Source organism: Desulfobacterium sp. N47, from assembly GCF_051233685.1.
Taxonomy (GTDB): domain Bacteria; phylum Desulfobacterota; class Desulfobacteria; order Desulfobacterales; family RPRI01; genus RPRI01.
Map to the genome: position 1 here is coordinate 44,399 of NZ_JBAMMY010000049.1, position 17,780 is coordinate 62,178.

Below are 17,780 nucleotides of genomic sequence, written 5' to 3' on the forward strand. Positions count from 1 at the left end.
CTATTATATTAAAAGCTTTGGAAATTATTATGATTCATTTATAACTTGTTGAATATTATCAAGTAACTCATCCTGCGTAAATGGTTTCCTGATATAACCTGCCGCACCGGCATCATGGGCCATCTTAACTTTATTATCATCTGATTCCGAGGTTAACATTATTACTGGAATTGAAGAGAATTTTGGATTTTTTTTAATATTAACAAGTGCATTAAAACCATCCATAACGGGCATATTCCAGTCCATAAGAATCAAATCAATTTCGCCACCCATTTTTTCCAATATCTCGATGGCTTCTCCTCCGTGAATTGCCTGAAAAGAGCTATAGCCAATCGTTTTGATAGCCTTTTCAACTATGGAACGAACAACCTTTGAGTCATCGGCTATGATCACATTCATGTTACCTTCTCCTTGATAAAAGGCGTTTTCAGCAGCAGTTTATCAGATTAATCCGGACAGACCTGATTAATATTTACTATATCGTCAAAACGGACAAGATGTTGAATAAAATTTTATACTTTGTTTATAATGATCTCATAAAATAACAGGCAAATTCTATATATTTGTTTATAATAACGAATAATTAGAATAATATACTTCTATCCACATCGGGTAAACATAGTAAGAATCTTATAAGAAGGATCATCTGCGCCCGGAAGACCTGAAGGTGAACCGGCCACGAATTCTTTGTACCAGGCTGTATCGACCGGGCGAATTTCACAGCGGTCTGTAGTACTTGTGCGATATTTAAACTTCCAGACCCTATCGCGCTTTTCGTAATGGTCCAGATAACGTCCGTAAGCAATTATATCCTTCTGATCCGGCGGATTTGTCCGATGGTAAGCTTCTGCATAGACTTCGCCCTGGGCTTTATTCCCGTCGATCTCAAAAATCGTGTTTGAGATTCGGTGAATGGTCAACTCATATTTTTCCGCGGCAGCACCTGACCATTTTATGAACTCATCTATCGTACCCTTAAACATTTCGCCGCGATCTTCTATTGCATCATCATGATACAAAGATCGAAGCGCTTTTCTGTCGCGCCTGTCCGTATAACGGGCATATTTCATCACCAGATCGTAAAGTTCGCTTTTATCGAGAAGATACTGTAAAGCCCTGATATCGGATGCAGTCATATTCATATCATCCTTATGCATCGGTTTGTATTGAGAATATAATGTTTTTTGAAGACAGGCTGCTCATTTAAATAAAATGGAATTAATATGCAGCTTAACTTTTAGAAAAAGCTTGTCAAGAATATTATAAAAATAATAAAACCGGATATGATAAATTTTATCGACAAAAGTTATTTTACAGAACTGGCAGCACAAGATCCGAAGGATATCTGTAAAAAAGCATTATGCGAATATGATGATGTGAGCAAAAGCTATGTTATATCCGTTTGGGACGATAAATACATCGTATATCCACATGAGCATAAAATTGATTGTATCAGTAAGGCAATCAATAAACCTCATGAATATTTCTATCTATTCATAATATATTATCTTTTAAAAGCTAAAGAAATCAAAGTTTGCAATGAATGGATATCGGAAAAAGATATTTCCGGCGGTGCAACCTTTTTTCGCGGCCCTCATGAAATACCCACTCATTTAATTTCCGAATTATTCGGCAATAATATAGAAGGATTCAGAAAAAGATGTATCCGGCTTTGCGGTGCTGCTATTGATATGGCGGATGCTGCATTTAGCTTTAATATAGCACCTCGTATTCCGGTTGCTGTTTTATACTGGATAGGAGATGACGATTTTTCTCCTGAAGCAAATATCTTGTATGACAAAACCATTACCAAACAATTAACCTCTGATATAATATTTGCTTTAGCGGTGGAAATCTGCACAAGAATAGGAAGACTTTAAAGCAAAGCAGGTTAACACAATAGATTCGTTTTTATTGATATATGCACACAATTGTTTACAAAATATAAATAATTTTCTATGGTCATATCTCCCAACCGATTGGGAGATGGGTATTAAAATTTAACTTACAGGGAGTTTTTATGAGTTTATCTGAAAAATTAGGAAAAAGTTTTGTCATTACAACAGAGCTTGGACCCGTACCCGGTGTTATGACGGATGATTCTTTGACTAAAGCGCAAAATTATCTTGCCCTTGATGGAATAAATATTCACGATTGCCCTATGGGAAACCTTCGTATTAATTCTATTGCCATGGGCAGCTTAATCCAGAATAAACTTGGTGTGGAAGCCATACCCCATTTTACATGCAGAGACCGCAGCCTTTTAGGGACACAGGCAGATCTTTTAGGCGCACATGCCATAGGCATCAGAAATATTCTGGTTACAACCGGTGATCCGCCAAAGCACGGGCCATATCCTTCCAAAGCCGTTTATGATTATAATACTTTTGAACTATTACAGCTTATAAAAAAGATGAACAGCGGCCTTGATTATAATGACAAGGAATTTGGAGGCCATACAGATTTTAGGATTGTATGCACTGCTATGCCCACATCAAGAGATTTGGATCATGAAATAGAAAGGATGTCGAAAAAAATTTCTGCCGGCGCTGATTTCTTTCAGACTCAGGCAGTATATGATGCAAAGCGGGCTATAAGTTTTCTGGAAAAAGCGAAAAAACTGAATAAACCGATATTAATCGGAGTGATGCCTTTAAAAAGTGTAAAAATGGCAAGATTTATGAACAAAAATGTGGAAGGCATTGATGTGCCGGAAGAAGTTATTGCCCGCATGGAAAATGACGGTAAAACCGGCATTGAGATTACTTGTGATTTTATCAAACAGATAGTCGATTATGCTGACGGCATCCATATAATGGCAATGGGTGACATTAAAGGGACAAACAGTATAATAGAATTTATTTCCACACTGCTTAAAAAATAATACTGCTTGGAAAGGAAGTGTGATAAGCAACAGGTATTTTATTTATTATGGAAGTTCAGACACAGATTATACTAGACAGCATTGCAGACGGGGTTTTCACAGTTGATTCGGACTGGAGAATAACTTCTTTTAATCATGCTGCCGAGAGTATAACCGGGATAAAAAAGGAAGAGGCGTTGGGGCGTCACTGCTGGGATGTATTCAGAGCAAGCATTTGCGAAAAAGCATGCGCCCTGCGCCAAACAATGGAAAACGGAAAACAGATTATCAATCAGACGATTTTTATTGTAAATTCGGAGGGTGAACGTATTCCCATAAGCATATCTACTGCTGTACTGAAAGATGAAAAAGGCGACATGATAGGTGGTGCTGAGACATTCCGCGACCTTAGCCTGCTTGAAGCTTTGAGAAAAGAACTTTCCGGCAGACATTCATTTCATGATATTATAAGCAAAGACAAGGAAATTTTAAGGCTTTTCGGAGTGCTTGAGCAGGTATCCGAAAGCAACGCAACCGTACTGCTGGAGGGAGAAAGCGGTACCGGAAAGGAGCTTTTTGCAAAAGCCATTCACTCTTTAAGCAACAGAAGCAAAGGGCCGATGATAACCGTAAATTGCGGGGCATTGCCGGATACTCTTTTAGAATCTGAACTTTTCGGATATAAAGCCGGAGCTTTTACAGATGCAAAAAAAGATAAGCCGGGGCGTCTGTCCCTTGCTAAAGGAGGCACGCTTTTTCTCGACGAAATCGGTGATATAACACCTGCAATGCAGGTAAGATTGCTTCGTGTTCTGCAGGATAAAACCTATGAGCCTCTCGGCGGAACAAAATCCGAAACAGCCGATATCAGAATTGTTGCGGCTACCAACAAAGATCTTGCAAGCCTTGTAAAGACGGGAAGTTTTCGTGAAGATTTGTACTACCGTATAAACGTGGTTAATCTGAAGCTTCCTCCTTTAAGAGAACGCAAAGGGGATATTCCTCTTTTGATCGAGCATTTTATCAAAAAATATAGCCATCTCAACGGCAAAGAGATACGGGGGGTGAGTTCTGAAGTGCTTCATATATTAATGTCTCATAAATTCGGGGGAAATATCCGCGAGCTTGAAAATATAATTGAATATGCAACTGTTGTTTGCAGGGAAAACCTCATCAGCACAGAGCACCTTCCCGATTATATTTGTCAAAAACCGGTTGCAGAAGGGAAGCTTTTGCTTGATGGTAAAACGGAAAATCGTGAATCACTTGAAGAAGTTGAGAAAAATTTTATTTTAGATGTTCTGGTTAAATATAAATATAACAGGAAGATAACTGCAACCCAACTTGGCATGCATCCAGCCACACTCTGGAGAAAAATGAAACGGTTTAATCTTGAAGTTCCAAAAAAAGATGGCCGCACAAAAGCAATATAAATTTTTCATATAATAGCATAAACGCAATACTGTCTGATATACATCATTGTATTTATGCAAATATGCAATAGATCCATTCTTTTTACCGCAAACCAATTCTAACAATAATATCATTATATATTAAATAGATATCAAATATTTTCACGCTTCGTATATTATGGCGTGTAAAATGCTTATACAATTATCAAGGACAAATGCCAGGCAAAGACTCCGCAATGTATTTTTTATTAATGTATATAGCTCCATAATGATTTCTGATCAGGGGCAAAATTAAGACAAATTAAGACAAGGAGGAATGAACCATGCCCGGATTAAATGGTAGTGGGCCCATGGGAATGGGACCAATGACAGGGGGTGCACGCGGATTGTGCAATACCGGCCAGCGATTCTTTGGACGGGGAGGAAACCGTAGCGGATTGGGAAATGGATTTGGAATGGGTCGGGGCCGCGGCTATCGTAACAGAAATACAGGGTTCTTCGGAAGGGAAGGATTCGCACCGGTTGAAACAGGCTCTTATCCGCTTTCTTATTCAAAGGAACAAGAAGTGAATTTTCTTAAAAATCAGGCGGCAGACATAAAGTCAGAATTAGACGCAATTAACATAAGGATTAGTTCATTACAATCAGAGGGGACAGCGTCGGCTTGAAGAAGTTTAATAGTATTCTGGCGTTTCAATACTAAGGTTAAGAACAGATTAGGCAAGGATACTTCACATGAGAATAGCTATTCCTGTTTGGTACGACAAAGTATCGCCTGTATTGGATACCGCATCCAGGCTTTTAATTGTCGAAGTTGAAGACAGGGAAGAGTTATCAAGGTTTGAAATATATCTTGATGAGCCGGAATTATCCCGGAGATGCGTTCGTATCCGGGCTATGGACGTGGATATATTAATATGTGGTGCTGTATCACGCCCCTTCTGGAAGTTGCTTGCGGCATCAGGCATTAATGTTATTCAAAACATATCAGGTAATCCTGAGGATGTTCTGGAAGCATACCTTAAAGGAACCCTTTTTCGTTCCGGGTTCCTTATGCCGGGCTGCAAGCGAACTAGAGAAAAATATGGCAGAAATGATATTCAGGAATGCCACGCGCAGAGAAAAACACGAAAAACAGGCTGCACCAGAAATCCCAAAGAGGCTTCTTCGGAATATAAAGCGTAAGATAATATAATTCAATTTCTATCGGGTTTAAAGCACTAAAAAAAGGAGAAAAAGTATTATGTCGAGCCAAAGCCGTGGAGCAGACAGCCAAGATGAACAACACGCAAAACAGGATATCGAAATTACAGAACGGCTTTCCCATATTAAAAATAAAATTCTGGTAATGAGCGGAAAAGGGGGCGTCGGGAAAAGTAGTGTGGCCGCCTATCTTTCCGTGCTTCTGGCAAAAAAAGGTTACAAGGTTGGTCTTTTGGATGTGGATCTTCACGGACCGAGTATACCAAGAATGTTGGGACTAAAGGGCAAACCCGCGCTATCCGAAACTTCGGGCAGAGTGATTCCCGTTCAACATATACCAAATTTACACGTTATATCTATGGAAACATTTATGGAGGAAAATAAAGATGCTGCAACGATATGGCGTGGGCCTATAAAGATTGGTGTTATTAGACAATTTATCTCAGACATTGAATGGTCGGAACTTGATTATCTGGTTATAGACTCACCGCCGGGAACCGGAGATGAACCATTGACTGTCGCCCAAACAATTCCGGATGCAAAAGCTCTGATAGTAACAACTCCACAGGAAATATCTTTGGCGGATGTTAGAAAATCCATTAATTTCTGCCGCCAGGTAAATATGCCTATCCTTGGTATAGTAGAAAATATGAGTGGTTTTGTATGCAGCCATTGCGGAGAAAAAACAAATTTGTTTAAGGCTCACGGGGGAGAAGCTATGGCAGCCAAAGAAAACCTGAGGTTTCTGGCAAGTCTTCCTATTGAGCCTGAAGTGGTAAGACGTGCTGATGAGGGGCTTCTGGCAAGCCTGGATAATGAAAAAATAGCATTTACAGAAGAATTTGAAAAGATGGTTGAACTGATAATTAAGTTGAACCGGTCTTAACCCGGCTTTTTCACCGGGTTGCTGCATAAAAGTAAAACCCTCCTATGCTGATATTGCAAATCAAACATGGAGCAGCTGCCCGGTGGAAATTATTATAAAGGAGAAGAATTATGTCACCTAAAGGACAAGGAAGAAATAGCGGAGGAAAAAGTCAGGCTACCCCAGCAAGACCAGAAGGTATTAGTAGTGGCCGCGGCATGGGTGGTGGGCAAGGAGTCGGGCAGGGAGGAGAATGTATATGTCCAGGCTGTGGACAAAGACAAGCTCATGAGCGCGGTAAGCCATGTTATGGCATAAAGTGTCCAAAATGCGGTAAGTTAATGACGAGGGCATAGGGATCAAAAATAATGATTATAAGTGTTGCAAGCGGAAAGGGTGGAACGGGAAAAACGACTATAGCCACAAATCTTGCTGTTTCTGTTGGAGATGATGTGCAGCTTTTAGATTGTGATGTGGAAGAACCCAATGTGCATCTTTTTCTTAACCCTACAATTAAAGAAACAGAAAAAGTGTCGGCTCCGGTTCCGGCAGTGGATGAGGCTAAGTGCACCTTCTGCGGTAAGTGCGCTGAGATATGCCAGTTTAAGGCAATCATGGTGCTGGGTGAAGTCATACTGACATTTCCAGAAATGTGCCATAGTTGCGGCGGGTGTATGAAGGTTTGTCCTGCAGGCGCTATTAAGGAAACAGGCAGGGAATTGGGTGTTATTGAAAGAGGGAGCAGAAACGGAGTGGATTTTGTTCATGGAAGATTAAGGGTCGGAGAGGCTATGTCGCCTCCGCTTATCCGTAAGGTCCGTTCTTTTACACGGCCCGAATTATTAACCATCATCGATGCCCCTCCGGGAACTTCCTGTCCGGTTATTGCTTCTATGAAAGGTTCAGATTTTGTACTGCTGGTAACCGAGCCGACTCCTTTCGGCCTGCATGATTTAAAACTTGCAGTTGAAGCTGTAAGGATACTTGGAATACTTCATGGGATAGTCATTAATCGTTCGGATATTGGAAACGTGCAGGTGAAAGACTATGCTGCAAATATGAAAATACCGGTACTTATGGAAATACCATTCAGCAGAAAAATTGCAGAGGCCTATTCACGGGGGCAACTTATTGTGGATGCAATGCCCGAATGGCGGGAGAAGTTTTTGTTTTTAAACAGCCGCGTAAAAAAACTTGTAAACCAGAGTTAACCGGGGAGATTTAATGAAAGAGTTGGTTATAATAAGCGGCAAAGGCGGCACCGGAAAAACCAGCATTGTTTCAGCCTTTGCCTCACTTGCTGAAAATAAAATTCTATGCGATGCGGATGTGGATGCAGCCGATCTCCATCTTATAACTGCCCCGGATATTCAACAACGAAATGATTTTAAGGGCGGCAGCAAAGCCATCATTGACAAGAGATTTTGTACCGAATGTGGCTTGTGCCGTGATCTTTGCAGATGGAATGCCATAAATGATGATTTTATTGTAGATGATCTTGAATGCGAAGGCTGCGGTGTTTGTGTTTACTTTTGTCCTGAAAAGGCTATTGAGTTTCCGGTGCAAACCTGCGGCGAATGGTATATTTCCGAAACTCGGTTTGGGCCTATGGTTCATGCCAGATTGGGTATTGCACAGGAGAATTCCGGAAAGCTTGTAACTATTGTAAGACAGGAAGCCAAAAAACTTGCGGAAAAAAACAACTTGGATTTAATTATTACGGATGGGCCACCGGGAGTAGGGTGTCCGGTAATCGCTTCCATCGGTGGTGCTTCGGCAATTCTGATTGTTACCGAACCCACAGTATCAGGCAGACATGACATGGAGCGTGTTGCGCAGTTAGCCGCATATTTTAAGGTGCCGGCTATGGTATGTGTAAATAAGTTCGATCTTAATCAAAAGGAGGCTCAGGCAATAGAGAAGTATTCAAAAAACATGGGAATAGCTGTTCTGGGCAAAATTCCCTTTGATAATGCAGTTACTAAATCAATGGTACAGGGAAAGACGGTTTTTGAATATGATAAAGATTCGGTGTCTGCCGGGGCGATCATGACTATTTGGAAACAAATAAGTGAATATTTAAATGATAATTAGTAAATCAGATTGCAATGGGTAAATTAATTCAAATTATGGAGGATTTTTAGCAAATGGAAAAAGGAAGAATAGCAATTCCGTCAATGGAAGCAGGCGGTCTTGATGGCCTGCGTTCAGGTCATTTTGGTCAGTGTGATGTGTTTACATTGATCGATGTAGAAGATGGAAAAATAAAAAGCGTAAGCACTGTTCCCAATCAGGAGCATGTCCAGGGTGGGTGTATGGTGCCTGTGAATTTTCTGGCGGGACATAAGGTGAATGCTCTTGTTGTCGGCGGAATAGGTATGCGCCCTTTGATGGGTTTTAGGCAGGTGGGCATTGATGTTTATCATGATGATGCCAGGGCTGACATAAGACCGGTTGTGGAAGATTTAATTGCAGGCAAACTACCTATCATCAGTGATAATCAGGTCTGTGGTGGTGGCGGGAGGTAAGGAAAAAAAGATTCGGTGTCATATCGATCGAAGAGAGATATCTTTTACAGACTTTTATATCAATTAAGATTTCTCACTTTCTTCGAAATGACAATACAAAACCGAATTTATAAACCTCTGTACTAAGTAAGTATATGTGCAAGGAGAAAAGATAATGAAAATAGCTGTAACATCTGCCGGCGCGGATCTGGATTCACAGGTTGATCCCCGCTTTGGAAGGGCTGCAAATATAATAATAGTGGACTCGGAGACATTCGAATTTGAGGTGATAGGTAACAATGAAAATATTAATGCTCTTAAAGGCGCCGGTATTCAGGCGGCAAGTACTATAAGCCAAAAAGGTGCAAATGTTCTACTTACCGGATTTTGCGGTCCTAATGCTTTCAAAACGCTGAAGGCTGCCAAAATTGGCGTGGCAAATGATGCCTCCGGATCGGTAAAAGATGCTGTTAAGGCATATCTTGATGGGAAATTGCCCTTAGCAGATAATCCGAATACTGAAGGTCACTGGTAGGAATAAGAGGTTATTATGTTGAAATTGTTGATGGTTGTTGCAAACAAAGAAAACTTTTCCAATTTTGCCCAAGAGCTCATAAAGCAAAAAGATGTTGATCTTTCATGGGCTGATTCGGGCCAAAAGGCGCTGGATATGGTTTTTGCCAGTCCTGTTGACCTTGTGATAACCGATGAAAATCTAAAAGATATGACTGGGTTGGAGCTTGCTTTACGATTGCTTTCAGTTAATCCAATGGTTAATTGTTCAGCCGTAAGTTCTCTTGATGCTAAACAATTTCATGAAGTAAGCGAAGGGCTTGGTGTGGTGTCACAACTACCTCCAAAACCTGGTGTAAAAAATGCGTTAGAACTGCTTATGCGGATAAGAGAATTAAAAAATCTTACGACATCGGGTTCGTTTCATAATACATAGTTATTGGTTATCGATAGTCAGTGAAAAATGCATAGTTCGTTGAAAGCAGTTTTATGCCGCAAACGGCAATCTATTAGAAACGAAGTCAAAAACCGGGGTTGTTTAACATTATTAAATAATTATATCTGATCCTAAAATTTTGACTTCGTTGGAAGCCATAAAAAGGAGGTATTTTCTGTATGAATATTGCTGTATTAAGTTGTAAAAATATTAAGGATGAAACTTGTCTGGGTTGCCAACGCTGTTTGATGGCTTTTGATAAAAAAGAAGGGGAATTTGAAAGATATAAGGGCACTGATGCCAAGTTGAGGGCTCTTTTGCATTGCGGAGGATGTCCGGGCACATCGCCGATAATACGCCTTGTTAATCTTAAGGCATGGATGGGACTTACAAAAGAAACAATTGATGTCATACATATAGGAACCTGTCTTCTGGACAACTGTCCTTATAAAGACACAATTATATCAAAAGTAAAGGCAAAAGCAGGTGTTGAAGTTATCGAAGGAAGTCATCCCTATAGACCGGCTGATATTTTCGGGGCATGAGCAGGAAACACCATCTAATAATTCATATTTTACAAGTCTTTTCTTGTGTGATTAATGCTGATATAATATCATTATACGGTCTCTTGATCAAACAGGATAAGGTGAGTGGAAATGCCTAAAATAAAACTTCGTGTATTGGTTGTTGGCGGTGTTGCCTGTGGCCCAAAGGCAGCATCAAGACTAAAAAGACTTCTCCCTGATGCGGATATAACGATCATTGAGAAGGGAGGAATTGTTTCTTATGGAGCCTGCGGATTGCCTTATTATGTTGAAGGCCTTTTCCCAAGGGTTGAAATGCTTACGGAAACACCGGTCGGTGTGGCAAGAACTCCTGCTTTTTTTGAAAAAGCAAAAGGAGTAAAGGTTCTTACAGGAACGGAAGCACTTTCTATTGACCGTAAAGCTAAAACAGTACTGGTTAAAGATCTTGCTTCCGGAAAAACAGATAAAATGGAATATGATAAGTTGGTGCTGGCAATCGGTGGTTATCCTTTCAGTCCTCTGATTCCCGGTGTTAACCTGAAAAATGTCTGGTTTATCCGGCAACCCGTTGATGCGGATACTATTGTTAAAGAAATTGAAGCACAGAAATTAAAGCGCGCGGTTCTTATCGGTGCAGGATTTATCAGCATTGAGATGTCTGAGGCCCTTGTCAAAAAAGGTCTTGATGTTACTATGGTTGAAATGGAAGACCAGATAATGCCTGCAATATTGGATAAGGATGTAGCAATGTTTGCCGCAAAACATCTTCGCCAAAAAGGCGTAAAGCTTATACTTTCAGAGAGCGTTAAGGCTATAGGCGGTGAAGGAATTGTTTCATCGGTCGATACGGACAAGCAAAGCATTCCTGCTGATCTTGTTATTATTGCAGCTGGGACAAAGCCAAATGATGGGCTTGCAAAAGATGCCGGTTTACATTGCATGGATAGAGGCGGTATAGTAGTTAATGAATACTGCAAAACCAGCGATGAACATATCTATGCAGGCGGTGATTGTGTAGTTACCCATTATGTAAACAAAACCGCAGGAAGTCCGCTTTATGTTCCTCTGGGGTCAACCGCAAACAAGCATGGCAGGGTTATTGCCAATCATATTGCCGGCAATCCTACGCCATTTAATGGCATTGCATGTTCCAGCATTGTAAAAGCATTTGATTATACAATAGGGCGAACAGGGCTTTCGGAAAAACAGGCGCACGCATTGAATCTTGATATTGAAACTACTACATGGGCCGGGCCTGATAAACCGCATTTTATGCCCGATTCGAAACCGTTTATTATTAAGATGATAGCCGCAAAACGTGACAGAAAACTTATCGGGATACAGGTAGCAGGAATGGGTGATGGCGCCAAACGCCTTGATGTGGCTGCCGGTGCTATACTTTTTGGGGCAACTCTTGATCAGCTTGCAGATGTTGATTTTGCCTATGCTCCGCCGTATGGTCCTGCACTTGACCCGCTTGCAACCTGCGCCCATTTATTGATTAATAAAATGGATGGTATAGCTGCCGGTATTTCGGCTTTTGAGGCTAAAAAACGTATTGAAAGCAAAGATGTTATATTACTTGATGTCCGCATGCCGGAAGAAGTAGCAGCAATGCCGTTTCCCTACGATGTTGTCAACATCCCGCTTGGAGCGTTAAGACAAAAAGCGGAAAGCTTGCCAAAAGATAAGGATATTATTACTTTCTGTAAAATCAGCTTAAGAGGTTATGAGGCGCAAAGAATTCTGAATGCAGCCGGGTTTAACCGGGTTTCTTATATCGAAGGCGGTATTTTAGGCTGGCCCTTTTAAGTTTATACAAAAAAGAATTTTTCAGAGTATAGCCGTTTAATCAACAACAAGCCGGGGCATTTGTCCCGGCGTAAAAAAGCCATATATTTGAGCCAGTTTCAAAACATCCCATTCAGGCCGATCTTTTGCGTTGGGCTCAAATTTTGCGTGCAGTGAAGCATAGCGCTATCCCCGAAATACCAAATGTATTCCTGTGGTTAAAATTTTCGCCCGCCTTGACCTTGAGATCAAACTGAAACATTTTGAAAGTGGCTCATTTAAATTATATAGAGATTACTTTATCAACAGAAAAATCTTTTTCACCTTTTTTAACCGAAGCTGCAGCAACCACAGGATCATGTTCGAAAAAAAGTACCCAGTTTTCTAAAATAGCCCTGGAAAGAATTTCCTGCTTTTCTTTAAGAATTGATAATGGTTCGTTATCATACGCCATATGCCATGGAATCGGGATATGAGCCGAGGTTGGAATGAGATCGGCGCAATAAAAAAGTGAAACCCCGTCTCCTTTTACAAGCGGATGCTGCTGGCCGGGAGTGTGTCCGTTTGATATAAGAATTTCTATTCCGTCGAATAACACAAGAGGCCCGTCAAGAATTATTAAAACACCTGATTTTTCAAGAGGCACAAAATTTTCTTTAAAATAGCTCCCGGCTTCTTTTATACCCGGATTTAAGGCTTCTTCGTATTGATTTTTTTGTACATAGTATTTTGCCGCCCGAAATGTCGGAACAGTATTATTATCTTTTATTATTGTTGAGCCTCCTGCATGATCAAAATGAAGATGCGTTATAATTACATCGGTTATATCATCACAGATGAGTTGATGTTTTGAAAGGATGGTTTCAATATCAGTGGTTTGGTCATCAATTCTGTAAATATTTTTCATTTTACCGGATAATTTGCTACCCGGACCATTATCAACAAGAATGTTTTTACCGTTTCCCTGTATCAAAAGTGACCTTGCCTTCATGGGGATGAAATTGTTTTTGTCTGCGGGTATTTTCTTTTCCCACAATATTTTCGGAACAACGCCGAACATGGCGCCCCCGTCTAAAACAAAGTCTCCAAGCTCTATTGCAAAACATTCATAATTACCAAATTTCATGCTGCTTCTCCGATAACAATCTGATCAGATACTCTCTTTATAACCACAATCTTCTGCCATGCAATACAAGACGGTACCGTTTTTCTTGGTGGTTTTTTCAAGAAGAAAGACAGCTTTGCATAATGGACAATTTTTTGCTATAGGCTTATCCCAAGTTGCAAAAGTACATTCCGGGTAGCGGCTGCATCCGTAAAAAATCTTTCCTCTTTTAGATTTTTTTTCAACTATTTCACCGTTGCAGTTTTTTTCCGGGCATTTAATTCCTGTATTGTTAATCCGTCCATTGGAACTTGTGGATTGGGTGTTTTTACATTCAGGATAACCGGAACATGCATAAAAATCTCCATATTTGCCGTGTTTTAATACCATGGGTTTTTGACATTTTTCACATACCAAATCTGTAGCTTCACTTTCAGATGCTTGTACAGGAGATATTACACCCTTTTCATCCCGGTTGTAATTTCTTGAATAAGTGCATTTCGGATATGCGCTGCAGGCAAGAAAATGGCCGTTTTTCCCAACTTTAATTTTCAGTTCATTACCACATTCCGGACACTCAATGCCTGTGGGAAAACCTACTCCTTTCACGCTTAACATCTCTTCCGAAGCCTTATCAAGCTCACTTTTAAAAGGCGTGTAAAAGCTGGTCAGAACATCAAGAGCCTTTGCTCCATCAGCTTCAATCCGGTCAAGCTCATCTTCCATTTTGGCAGTAAAATCAACATTAAATATATTTGGAAAGCTTTGTACAAGAAGATCGTTTACGATAAATCCCAGCTCGCTGGGCCTGAAATATCCTTTTAAAAAATCAACGTAGCCTTTTTCCCTGATCGTTGAAAGAATGGCAGCGTAAGTACTGGGGCGGCCAATCCCATTTTCTTCAAGTTCCTTTACAAGAGATGCTTCGGAAAACCTGGGAGGCGGTTGTGTGAAATGTTGTTTAGGTTCTAGTTTGTTAAGATTTAAAATCATGCCTTCCGAAATATCAGGGAGCATTTTTTTCTTCCCATCTTCCATTTCATCGTCTGCGGACATATAAAGCGACATGAAACCGGGAAATTTGATACTTGATCCGTTTGCGTTAAAAACATACGGGCCTGCTGATATGGAAACCGTTACTTTATCTATTATGGCCTGAGTCATCTGGGATGCCACAAAGCGCTTCCAGATAAGAGTATATAGCTCAAGCTGGTCTTTTGAAAGGTAGGGTGCGACTTTTTCAGGAGTATTGTTAACCGATGACGGACGTATGGCTTCATGGGCATCCTGTACCTTTTTGGTGTTTTTAAAAAACCTGGGCTCCTTAAGAGCATATTTTTCACCGAAAGTAGCCCTTATCATGCTTAATGCTTCTTCTGCTGACTCTTTGGATATTCTTGTGGAATCGGTTCTCATATATGTTATCAGTCCAACCGTTTCTCCCGGGCCAAGATCTATTCCTTCATAAAGCTGCTGGGCAACTATCATTGTTTTCTTGGCGGAGAATTTTAGCTTTGTAATGGCTTCCTGTTGCAATTTGCTTGTAATAAATGGAGGCAGGGGGTTTCTTACGGTTGCCTTTTTTTGAACCTTTTGCACGGTAAAAGGGGTATTGCTCAATTCATTAATTATCTGTGATGAAGTCTCTTCATCAGGAATAACAATTTTATCCCCGTTTTTTTTGATAAGTTTTGCAGTAAAAGCCGATTTTTCGTTTGTTTCAAGATGAGCCGTTATGGACCAGTATTCCTCGGAAACAAATGCCTGGATTGCACGTTCTCTTTCACAAATTATGCGAAGAGCAACGGATTGGACACGACCGGCGCTTAATCCGCTTTTTACTTTTCTCCATAATAACGGCGATACCTGGTATCCTACCAGTCTGTCTAATATCCTGCGTGCCTGTTGAGCTTCATACTTGCTTTCGTTCAGCCTTTCAGGAGAAGCAATTGCAGCTATAATAGCGTTTTTGGTAAGTTCATGAAAAAGGACCCTATGAAAATTTCTTCCTTTCTTTTTTAATATATCAGCTGTATGCCATGCAATTGCTTCACCTTCCCTGTCCGGGTCGGCAGCAAGATATATATCAGTAGAATCACCGGCCTCTTTTTTAAGGTTGGTTATCACTTTTTGCTTTCCGGGAATATTTACATATTCAGGTTGAAAACCCTCTTCAATATTTATTCCGATTTTTTTTGCAGGCAGGTCTTTTATGTGTCCTATTGTTGATACTATATTATAATCTTTGCCGATATATTTTTGTATCGTTCTGACTTTTGTTGGAGATTCAACAACTACAAGTGGTTTGCTCACTTAATATTCCTCTGTTTTTATTCTTAAAGAGAATAATTTTCCAGGAGCTTGTTTTATCAAGTCCTGCAGTTCTAATTTTAACAGTATGCTTAGAAGTTTCCCCGTTTCCATTTTTACCTTGCGGGTAAGTTCATCTATATGGACAGGATATGATTCAAGCGCTTTTAGCACCTGTGATTCTTCGGCGTTCAGACAAATATCCTGAGAATCGATTTCTTTTTTTTCTTTTATCGCTGTATTCTTATTGGATACAAGAACATTTGAAAGCTCATCGATAATGTCTTTAACATTCTCAACGAGTTTAGCACCCTGTTTTATTAACGTATGAGTACCTGTGCTTTTAAAAGACTCAATACTTCCAGGCACTGCAAATACTTCTCTGTTTTGTTCTGCAGCAAGCCTAGCTGTAATAAGAGATCCGCTCCTTTTAGTGGCTTCAACGACAACCGTACCAAGAGAAATTCCGCTTATTATTCTGTTTCGGGCAGGAAAATTAAATGCATCAGGTTCTGCCATTAAAGGAAGTTCCGATATTACGGCACCATTTTCGGAAATCATATGAAAGAGTTTTGTGTTCTGTACAGGATAAATCCTTCCAAGACCGCTTCCAAGCACAGCAATTGTTTTACCATTACCGTTTAAAGCACCTTCATGAGCGGCGGTATCTATTCCCCTTGCCATTCCGCTTACAACCGTTATGTTGTTTGAAACAAGTTCCGAACAAAGTCTTTTTGTGATCGAAAGGCCATAATCTGTTGCATTCCTTGAACCGACAACAGCTATGTTTTTAGAAGAACTGCATAGATTACCGGAAACATACAGAAGAGGCGGAGGATCGGGTATTTCCAGAAGAAGAAGAGGATAATCCCGGTCCGACATGGTTATAATCATGTAACCTTTTTTTATTGCAGCATCTATTTCTTTTTTTAAATCTTCAGGTGCCTTAAATTTTTTAATAACACCTGCAAGCCTTTCTGAGATGCCATCGATACTTGACAATTCGCTGCAAGAAGCTTCAAACACGGCTTCAGGTGATTTGAAGCGTTTAATTAATTTCTTGAAAAGATAATTTCCGATTCCCGGAACGCTTTTTAAGGCAAACCATGGCAAAATGTTATCCATAAGGATTTACTGCGATTTTATGATCATAATTCTTGATAATCCTGGAACTGTCATACCTTTTTTATTTTTTTTTGGTTTTTCCCTGCCATGCAATAAGAATAGGGCTTGCAACATATATTGAAGAATAAGTGCCTACAATTATTCCGACTATGAGAGCAAATGTGAAGTCATGAATAATTCCTCCGCCTAAAATAAACAGGGCTATCACAACCAGAAGAGTCAGTCCGGATGTGAGAATTGTGCGGCTTAAAGTTTCATTCACACTTTTATTTATTACAGCAGCAAGAGAAATTTTTCTGTGTTTAGGCAGATTTTCACGTATCCGGTCAAAAATAATTATAGTATCATTTAATGAATATCCGATAATAGCAAGTACTGCCGCAACAATCGGAAGATTAAATTCCTTACCTAAAATTGAAAACATGCCAACAGTTATTATTACATCATGGACAAGGGCTACAATGGCTGCCATCGCATATTTTAAATCAAGAAACCAGAAAAAAACAAATGTAATAAAAAGGGCGAAAGCTATAAGAAGTGCCATGTTTATTTTAAAAACGGAACAAAAATATACAACGCCCATAAGCACCACCGCCAGTATTGCGCTTGACAGCCATTTGAACTCAAAGCGGCCGGATATATAAATTGCAAGAAAGAGCAGGGAATAGAATATGGCAAGCAAAGCTTTTTCCTGCAGATCCTTACCCACTTTTGGACCAACAATTTCAACACGGCGTATTTCTGCATTCTGTCCCGTAACTGATTTTAAAGCTTGCTCTAGTTTGTCTGTAAACTCCTTATCTGCCGTAACAGGAGTATCCGTTCTTACTAAGTATTCATTATTTTTGTCTTCTCCGAACGTCTGAACTGTTGCCTTGCGGATATCAACGGATTCAAGTCCGGACTTGATTTTGGCAATTTCAACAGATGAATCGAATTTTAGCTGAATTACCGATCCTCCCAAAAAATCAATTCCGTAATTCAAGCCTCCATGAAAAATCAAGGAAATAATGCTGATCAATATCATTAAGCCTGACAGGCTGAAAGCAATATAACGTTTACCGATAAAGTCAATTTTTGTACCTGGTTTTATAAACTGCATTTATTCGCCGCCTCTTGTTTT

Annotated in this window: 20 protein-coding genes; 14 read left to right on the forward strand and 6 right to left on the reverse strand. The window is 40.1% G+C overall.

Going from position 1 to position 17,780, the window contains the following annotated elements; translation table 11 throughout:
• Positions 1 to 27 precede the first annotated feature (27 nt).
• Both VXK47_RS02805 and VXK47_RS02810 read right to left on the reverse strand, forming a co-directional pair.
• Positions 28 to 399, reverse strand: coding sequence for a response regulator (locus tag VXK47_RS02805; RefSeq protein WP_435547251.1), 372 nt, complete (start codon positions 397 to 399; stop codon positions 28 to 30).
• A gap of 200 nt (positions 400 to 599) precedes the next feature.
• On the reverse strand, positions 600 to 1,136 hold the full coding sequence (locus VXK47_RS02810; protein ID WP_435547252.1) for a nuclear transport factor 2 family protein: 537 nt from the start codon (positions 1,134 to 1,136) through the stop codon (positions 600 to 602).
• Between the two features lie 147 nt (positions 1,137 to 1,283).
• Between VXK47_RS02810 and VXK47_RS02815 the strand changes: the two genes are divergently transcribed.
• From VXK47_RS02815 to VXK47_RS02880, 14 genes are all read left to right on the forward strand, one after another.
• A complete protein-coding gene (locus VXK47_RS02815) occupies positions 1,284 to 1,880 on the forward strand; it encodes a DUF3786 domain-containing protein (protein WP_435547253.1) in 597 nt (198 codons plus the stop codon).
• Between the two features lie 140 nt (positions 1,881 to 2,020).
• Positions 2,021 to 2,884, forward strand: coding sequence for a methylenetetrahydrofolate reductase (locus tag VXK47_RS02820; RefSeq protein ID WP_435547254.1), 864 nt, complete (start codon positions 2,021 to 2,023; stop codon positions 2,882 to 2,884).
• Between the two features lie 47 nt (positions 2,885 to 2,931).
• Positions 2,932 to 4,296 carry a sigma-54 interaction domain-containing protein gene (locus VXK47_RS02825; RefSeq protein ID WP_435547255.1) on the forward strand — a complete coding sequence of 455 codons (1,365 nt, stop codon included), beginning with the start codon at positions 2,932 to 2,934 and terminating at the stop codon, positions 4,294 to 4,296.
• 302 nt (positions 4,297 to 4,598) lie between these two features.
• Positions 4,599 to 4,943 (forward strand): DUF5320 domain-containing protein, encoded by a 345-nt coding sequence (locus VXK47_RS02830; RefSeq protein ID WP_435547256.1) that lies wholly within the window; start codon positions 4,599 to 4,601, stop codon positions 4,941 to 4,943.
• A gap of 67 nt (positions 4,944 to 5,010) precedes the next feature.
• Positions 5,011 to 5,460, forward strand: a complete 450-nt coding sequence (locus tag VXK47_RS02835) for a NifB/NifX family molybdenum-iron cluster-binding protein (protein ID WP_435547257.1) — start codon at positions 5,011 to 5,013, stop codon at positions 5,458 to 5,460.
• 58 nt (positions 5,461 to 5,518) lie between these two features.
• Entirely contained in the window at positions 5,519 to 6,364 is an 846-nt protein-coding gene (locus VXK47_RS02840; RefSeq protein WP_435547258.1) for a P-loop NTPase, read from the forward strand.
• 66 nt (positions 6,365 to 6,430) lie between these two features.
• Complete coding sequence (locus VXK47_RS02845; protein WP_435547259.1) at positions 6,431 to 6,661, forward strand: hypothetical protein; 231 nt, start codon at positions 6,431 to 6,433, stop codon at positions 6,659 to 6,661.
• Between the two features lie 50 nt (positions 6,662 to 6,711).
• A complete protein-coding gene (locus VXK47_RS02850) occupies positions 6,712 to 7,554 on the forward strand; it encodes an ATP-binding protein (protein WP_435547260.1) in 843 nt (280 codons plus the stop codon).
• A 13-nt stretch (positions 7,555 to 7,567) separates the two neighbouring features.
• Positions 7,568 to 8,437: a P-loop NTPase gene (locus VXK47_RS02855; RefSeq protein ID WP_435547261.1), complete on the forward strand. Its 870-nt coding sequence runs from the start codon at positions 7,568 to 7,570 to the stop codon at positions 8,435 to 8,437.
• Between the two features lie 53 nt (positions 8,438 to 8,490).
• Positions 8,491 to 8,871, forward strand: a complete 381-nt coding sequence (locus tag VXK47_RS02860; RefSeq protein ID WP_435547262.1) for a NifB/NifX family molybdenum-iron cluster-binding protein — start codon at positions 8,491 to 8,493, stop codon at positions 8,869 to 8,871.
• A gap of 154 nt (positions 8,872 to 9,025) precedes the next feature.
• A complete protein-coding gene (locus VXK47_RS02865) occupies positions 9,026 to 9,385 on the forward strand; it encodes a NifB/NifX family molybdenum-iron cluster-binding protein (RefSeq protein WP_435547263.1) in 360 nt (119 codons plus the stop codon).
• 15 nt (positions 9,386 to 9,400) lie between these two features.
• Complete coding sequence (locus VXK47_RS02870) at positions 9,401 to 9,799, forward strand: response regulator (protein ID WP_435547264.1); 399 nt, start codon at positions 9,401 to 9,403, stop codon at positions 9,797 to 9,799.
• A 179-nt stretch (positions 9,800 to 9,978) separates the two neighbouring features.
• Positions 9,979 to 10,344: a CGGC domain-containing protein gene (locus VXK47_RS02875; protein ID WP_435547265.1), complete on the forward strand. Its 366-nt coding sequence runs from the start codon at positions 9,979 to 9,981 to the stop codon at positions 10,342 to 10,344.
• Between the two features lie 111 nt (positions 10,345 to 10,455).
• Positions 10,456 to 12,138 carry an FAD-dependent oxidoreductase gene (locus VXK47_RS02880; RefSeq protein WP_435547266.1) on the forward strand — a complete coding sequence of 561 codons (1,683 nt, stop codon included), beginning with the start codon at positions 10,456 to 10,458 and terminating at the stop codon, positions 12,136 to 12,138.
• 262 nt (positions 12,139 to 12,400) lie between these two features.
• On the opposite strand, the gene VXK47_RS02885 is transcribed toward VXK47_RS02880, so the two are convergent.
• The 4 genes from VXK47_RS02885 to secF all read right to left on the reverse strand — a co-directional run bounded on the left by VXK47_RS02885 (position 12,401) and on the right by secF (position 17,759).
• Positions 12,401 to 13,243: an MBL fold metallo-hydrolase gene (locus VXK47_RS02885; RefSeq protein WP_435547267.1), complete on the reverse strand. Its 843-nt coding sequence runs from the start codon at positions 13,241 to 13,243 to the stop codon at positions 12,401 to 12,403.
• A gap of 24 nt (positions 13,244 to 13,267) precedes the next feature.
• Positions 13,268 to 15,535: a type I DNA topoisomerase gene (gene topA, locus VXK47_RS02890; protein ID WP_435547268.1), complete on the reverse strand. Its 2,268-nt coding sequence runs from the start codon at positions 15,533 to 15,535 to the stop codon at positions 13,268 to 13,270.
• Positions 15,536 to 16,657, reverse strand: a complete 1,122-nt coding sequence (gene dprA, locus VXK47_RS02895; RefSeq protein WP_435547269.1) for a DNA-processing protein DprA — start codon at positions 16,655 to 16,657, stop codon at positions 15,536 to 15,538.
• Positions 16,658 to 16,718: 61 nt separating this feature from the next.
• Positions 16,719 to 17,759 (reverse strand): protein translocase subunit SecF, encoded by a 1,041-nt coding sequence (gene secF, locus VXK47_RS02900; protein ID WP_435547270.1) that lies wholly within the window; start codon positions 17,757 to 17,759, stop codon positions 16,719 to 16,721.
• Between the last annotated feature and the right edge of the window lie 21 nt (positions 17,760 to 17,780).

What these genes read in the sequence shown, in the direction of transcription:
- VXK47_RS02835 (WP_435547257.1), top strand. Translation starts at nt 5,011, where the DNA reads ATGAGAATAGCTATTCCTGTTTGGTACGACAAAGTATCGCCTGTATTG.
- secF (WP_435547270.1), bottom strand. Translation starts at nt 17,759, where the DNA reads ATGCAGTTTATAAAACCAGGTACAAAAATTGACTTTATCGGTAAACGT.
- VXK47_RS02815 (WP_435547253.1), top strand. Translation starts at nt 1,284, where the DNA reads ATGATAAATTTTATCGACAAAAGTTATTTTACAGAACTGGCAGCACAA.
- VXK47_RS02805 (WP_435547251.1), bottom strand. Translation starts at nt 399, where the DNA reads ATGAATGTGATCATAGCCGATGACTCAAAGGTTGTTCGTTCCATAGTT.
- VXK47_RS02850 (WP_435547260.1), top strand. Translation starts at nt 6,712, where the DNA reads ATGATTATAAGTGTTGCAAGCGGAAAGGGTGGAACGGGAAAAACGACT.
- VXK47_RS02845 (WP_435547259.1), top strand. Translation starts at nt 6,431, where the DNA reads ATGGAGCAGCTGCCCGGTGGAAATTATTATAAAGGAGAAGAATTATGT.
- VXK47_RS02855 (WP_435547261.1), top strand. Translation starts at nt 7,568, where the DNA reads ATGAAAGAGTTGGTTATAATAAGCGGCAAAGGCGGCACCGGAAAAACC.
- VXK47_RS02810 (WP_435547252.1), bottom strand. Translation starts at nt 1,136, where the DNA reads ATGACTGCATCCGATATCAGGGCTTTACAGTATCTTCTCGATAAAAGC.
- VXK47_RS02880 (WP_435547266.1), top strand. Translation starts at nt 10,456, where the DNA reads ATGCCTAAAATAAAACTTCGTGTATTGGTTGTTGGCGGTGTTGCCTGT.
- VXK47_RS02885 (WP_435547267.1), bottom strand. Translation starts at nt 13,243, where the DNA reads ATGAAATTTGGTAATTATGAATGTTTTGCAATAGAGCTTGGAGACTTT.
- VXK47_RS02870 (WP_435547264.1), top strand. Translation starts at nt 9,401, where the DNA reads ATGTTGAAATTGTTGATGGTTGTTGCAAACAAAGAAAACTTTTCCAAT.
- VXK47_RS02840 (WP_435547258.1), top strand. Translation starts at nt 5,519, where the DNA reads ATGTCGAGCCAAAGCCGTGGAGCAGACAGCCAAGATGAACAACACGCA.
- VXK47_RS02875 (WP_435547265.1), top strand. Translation starts at nt 9,979, where the DNA reads ATGAATATTGCTGTATTAAGTTGTAAAAATATTAAGGATGAAACTTGT.
- VXK47_RS02830 (WP_435547256.1), top strand. Translation starts at nt 4,599, where the DNA reads ATGCCCGGATTAAATGGTAGTGGGCCCATGGGAATGGGACCAATGACA.
- VXK47_RS02820 (WP_435547254.1), top strand. Translation starts at nt 2,021, where the DNA reads ATGAGTTTATCTGAAAAATTAGGAAAAAGTTTTGTCATTACAACAGAG.
- dprA (WP_435547269.1), bottom strand. Translation starts at nt 16,657, where the DNA reads ATGGATAACATTTTGCCATGGTTTGCCTTAAAAAGCGTTCCGGGAATC.
- VXK47_RS02825 (WP_435547255.1), top strand. Translation starts at nt 2,932, where the DNA reads ATGGAAGTTCAGACACAGATTATACTAGACAGCATTGCAGACGGGGTT.
- VXK47_RS02860 (WP_435547262.1), top strand. Translation starts at nt 8,491, where the DNA reads ATGGAAAAAGGAAGAATAGCAATTCCGTCAATGGAAGCAGGCGGTCTT.
- VXK47_RS02865 (WP_435547263.1), top strand. Translation starts at nt 9,026, where the DNA reads ATGAAAATAGCTGTAACATCTGCCGGCGCGGATCTGGATTCACAGGTT.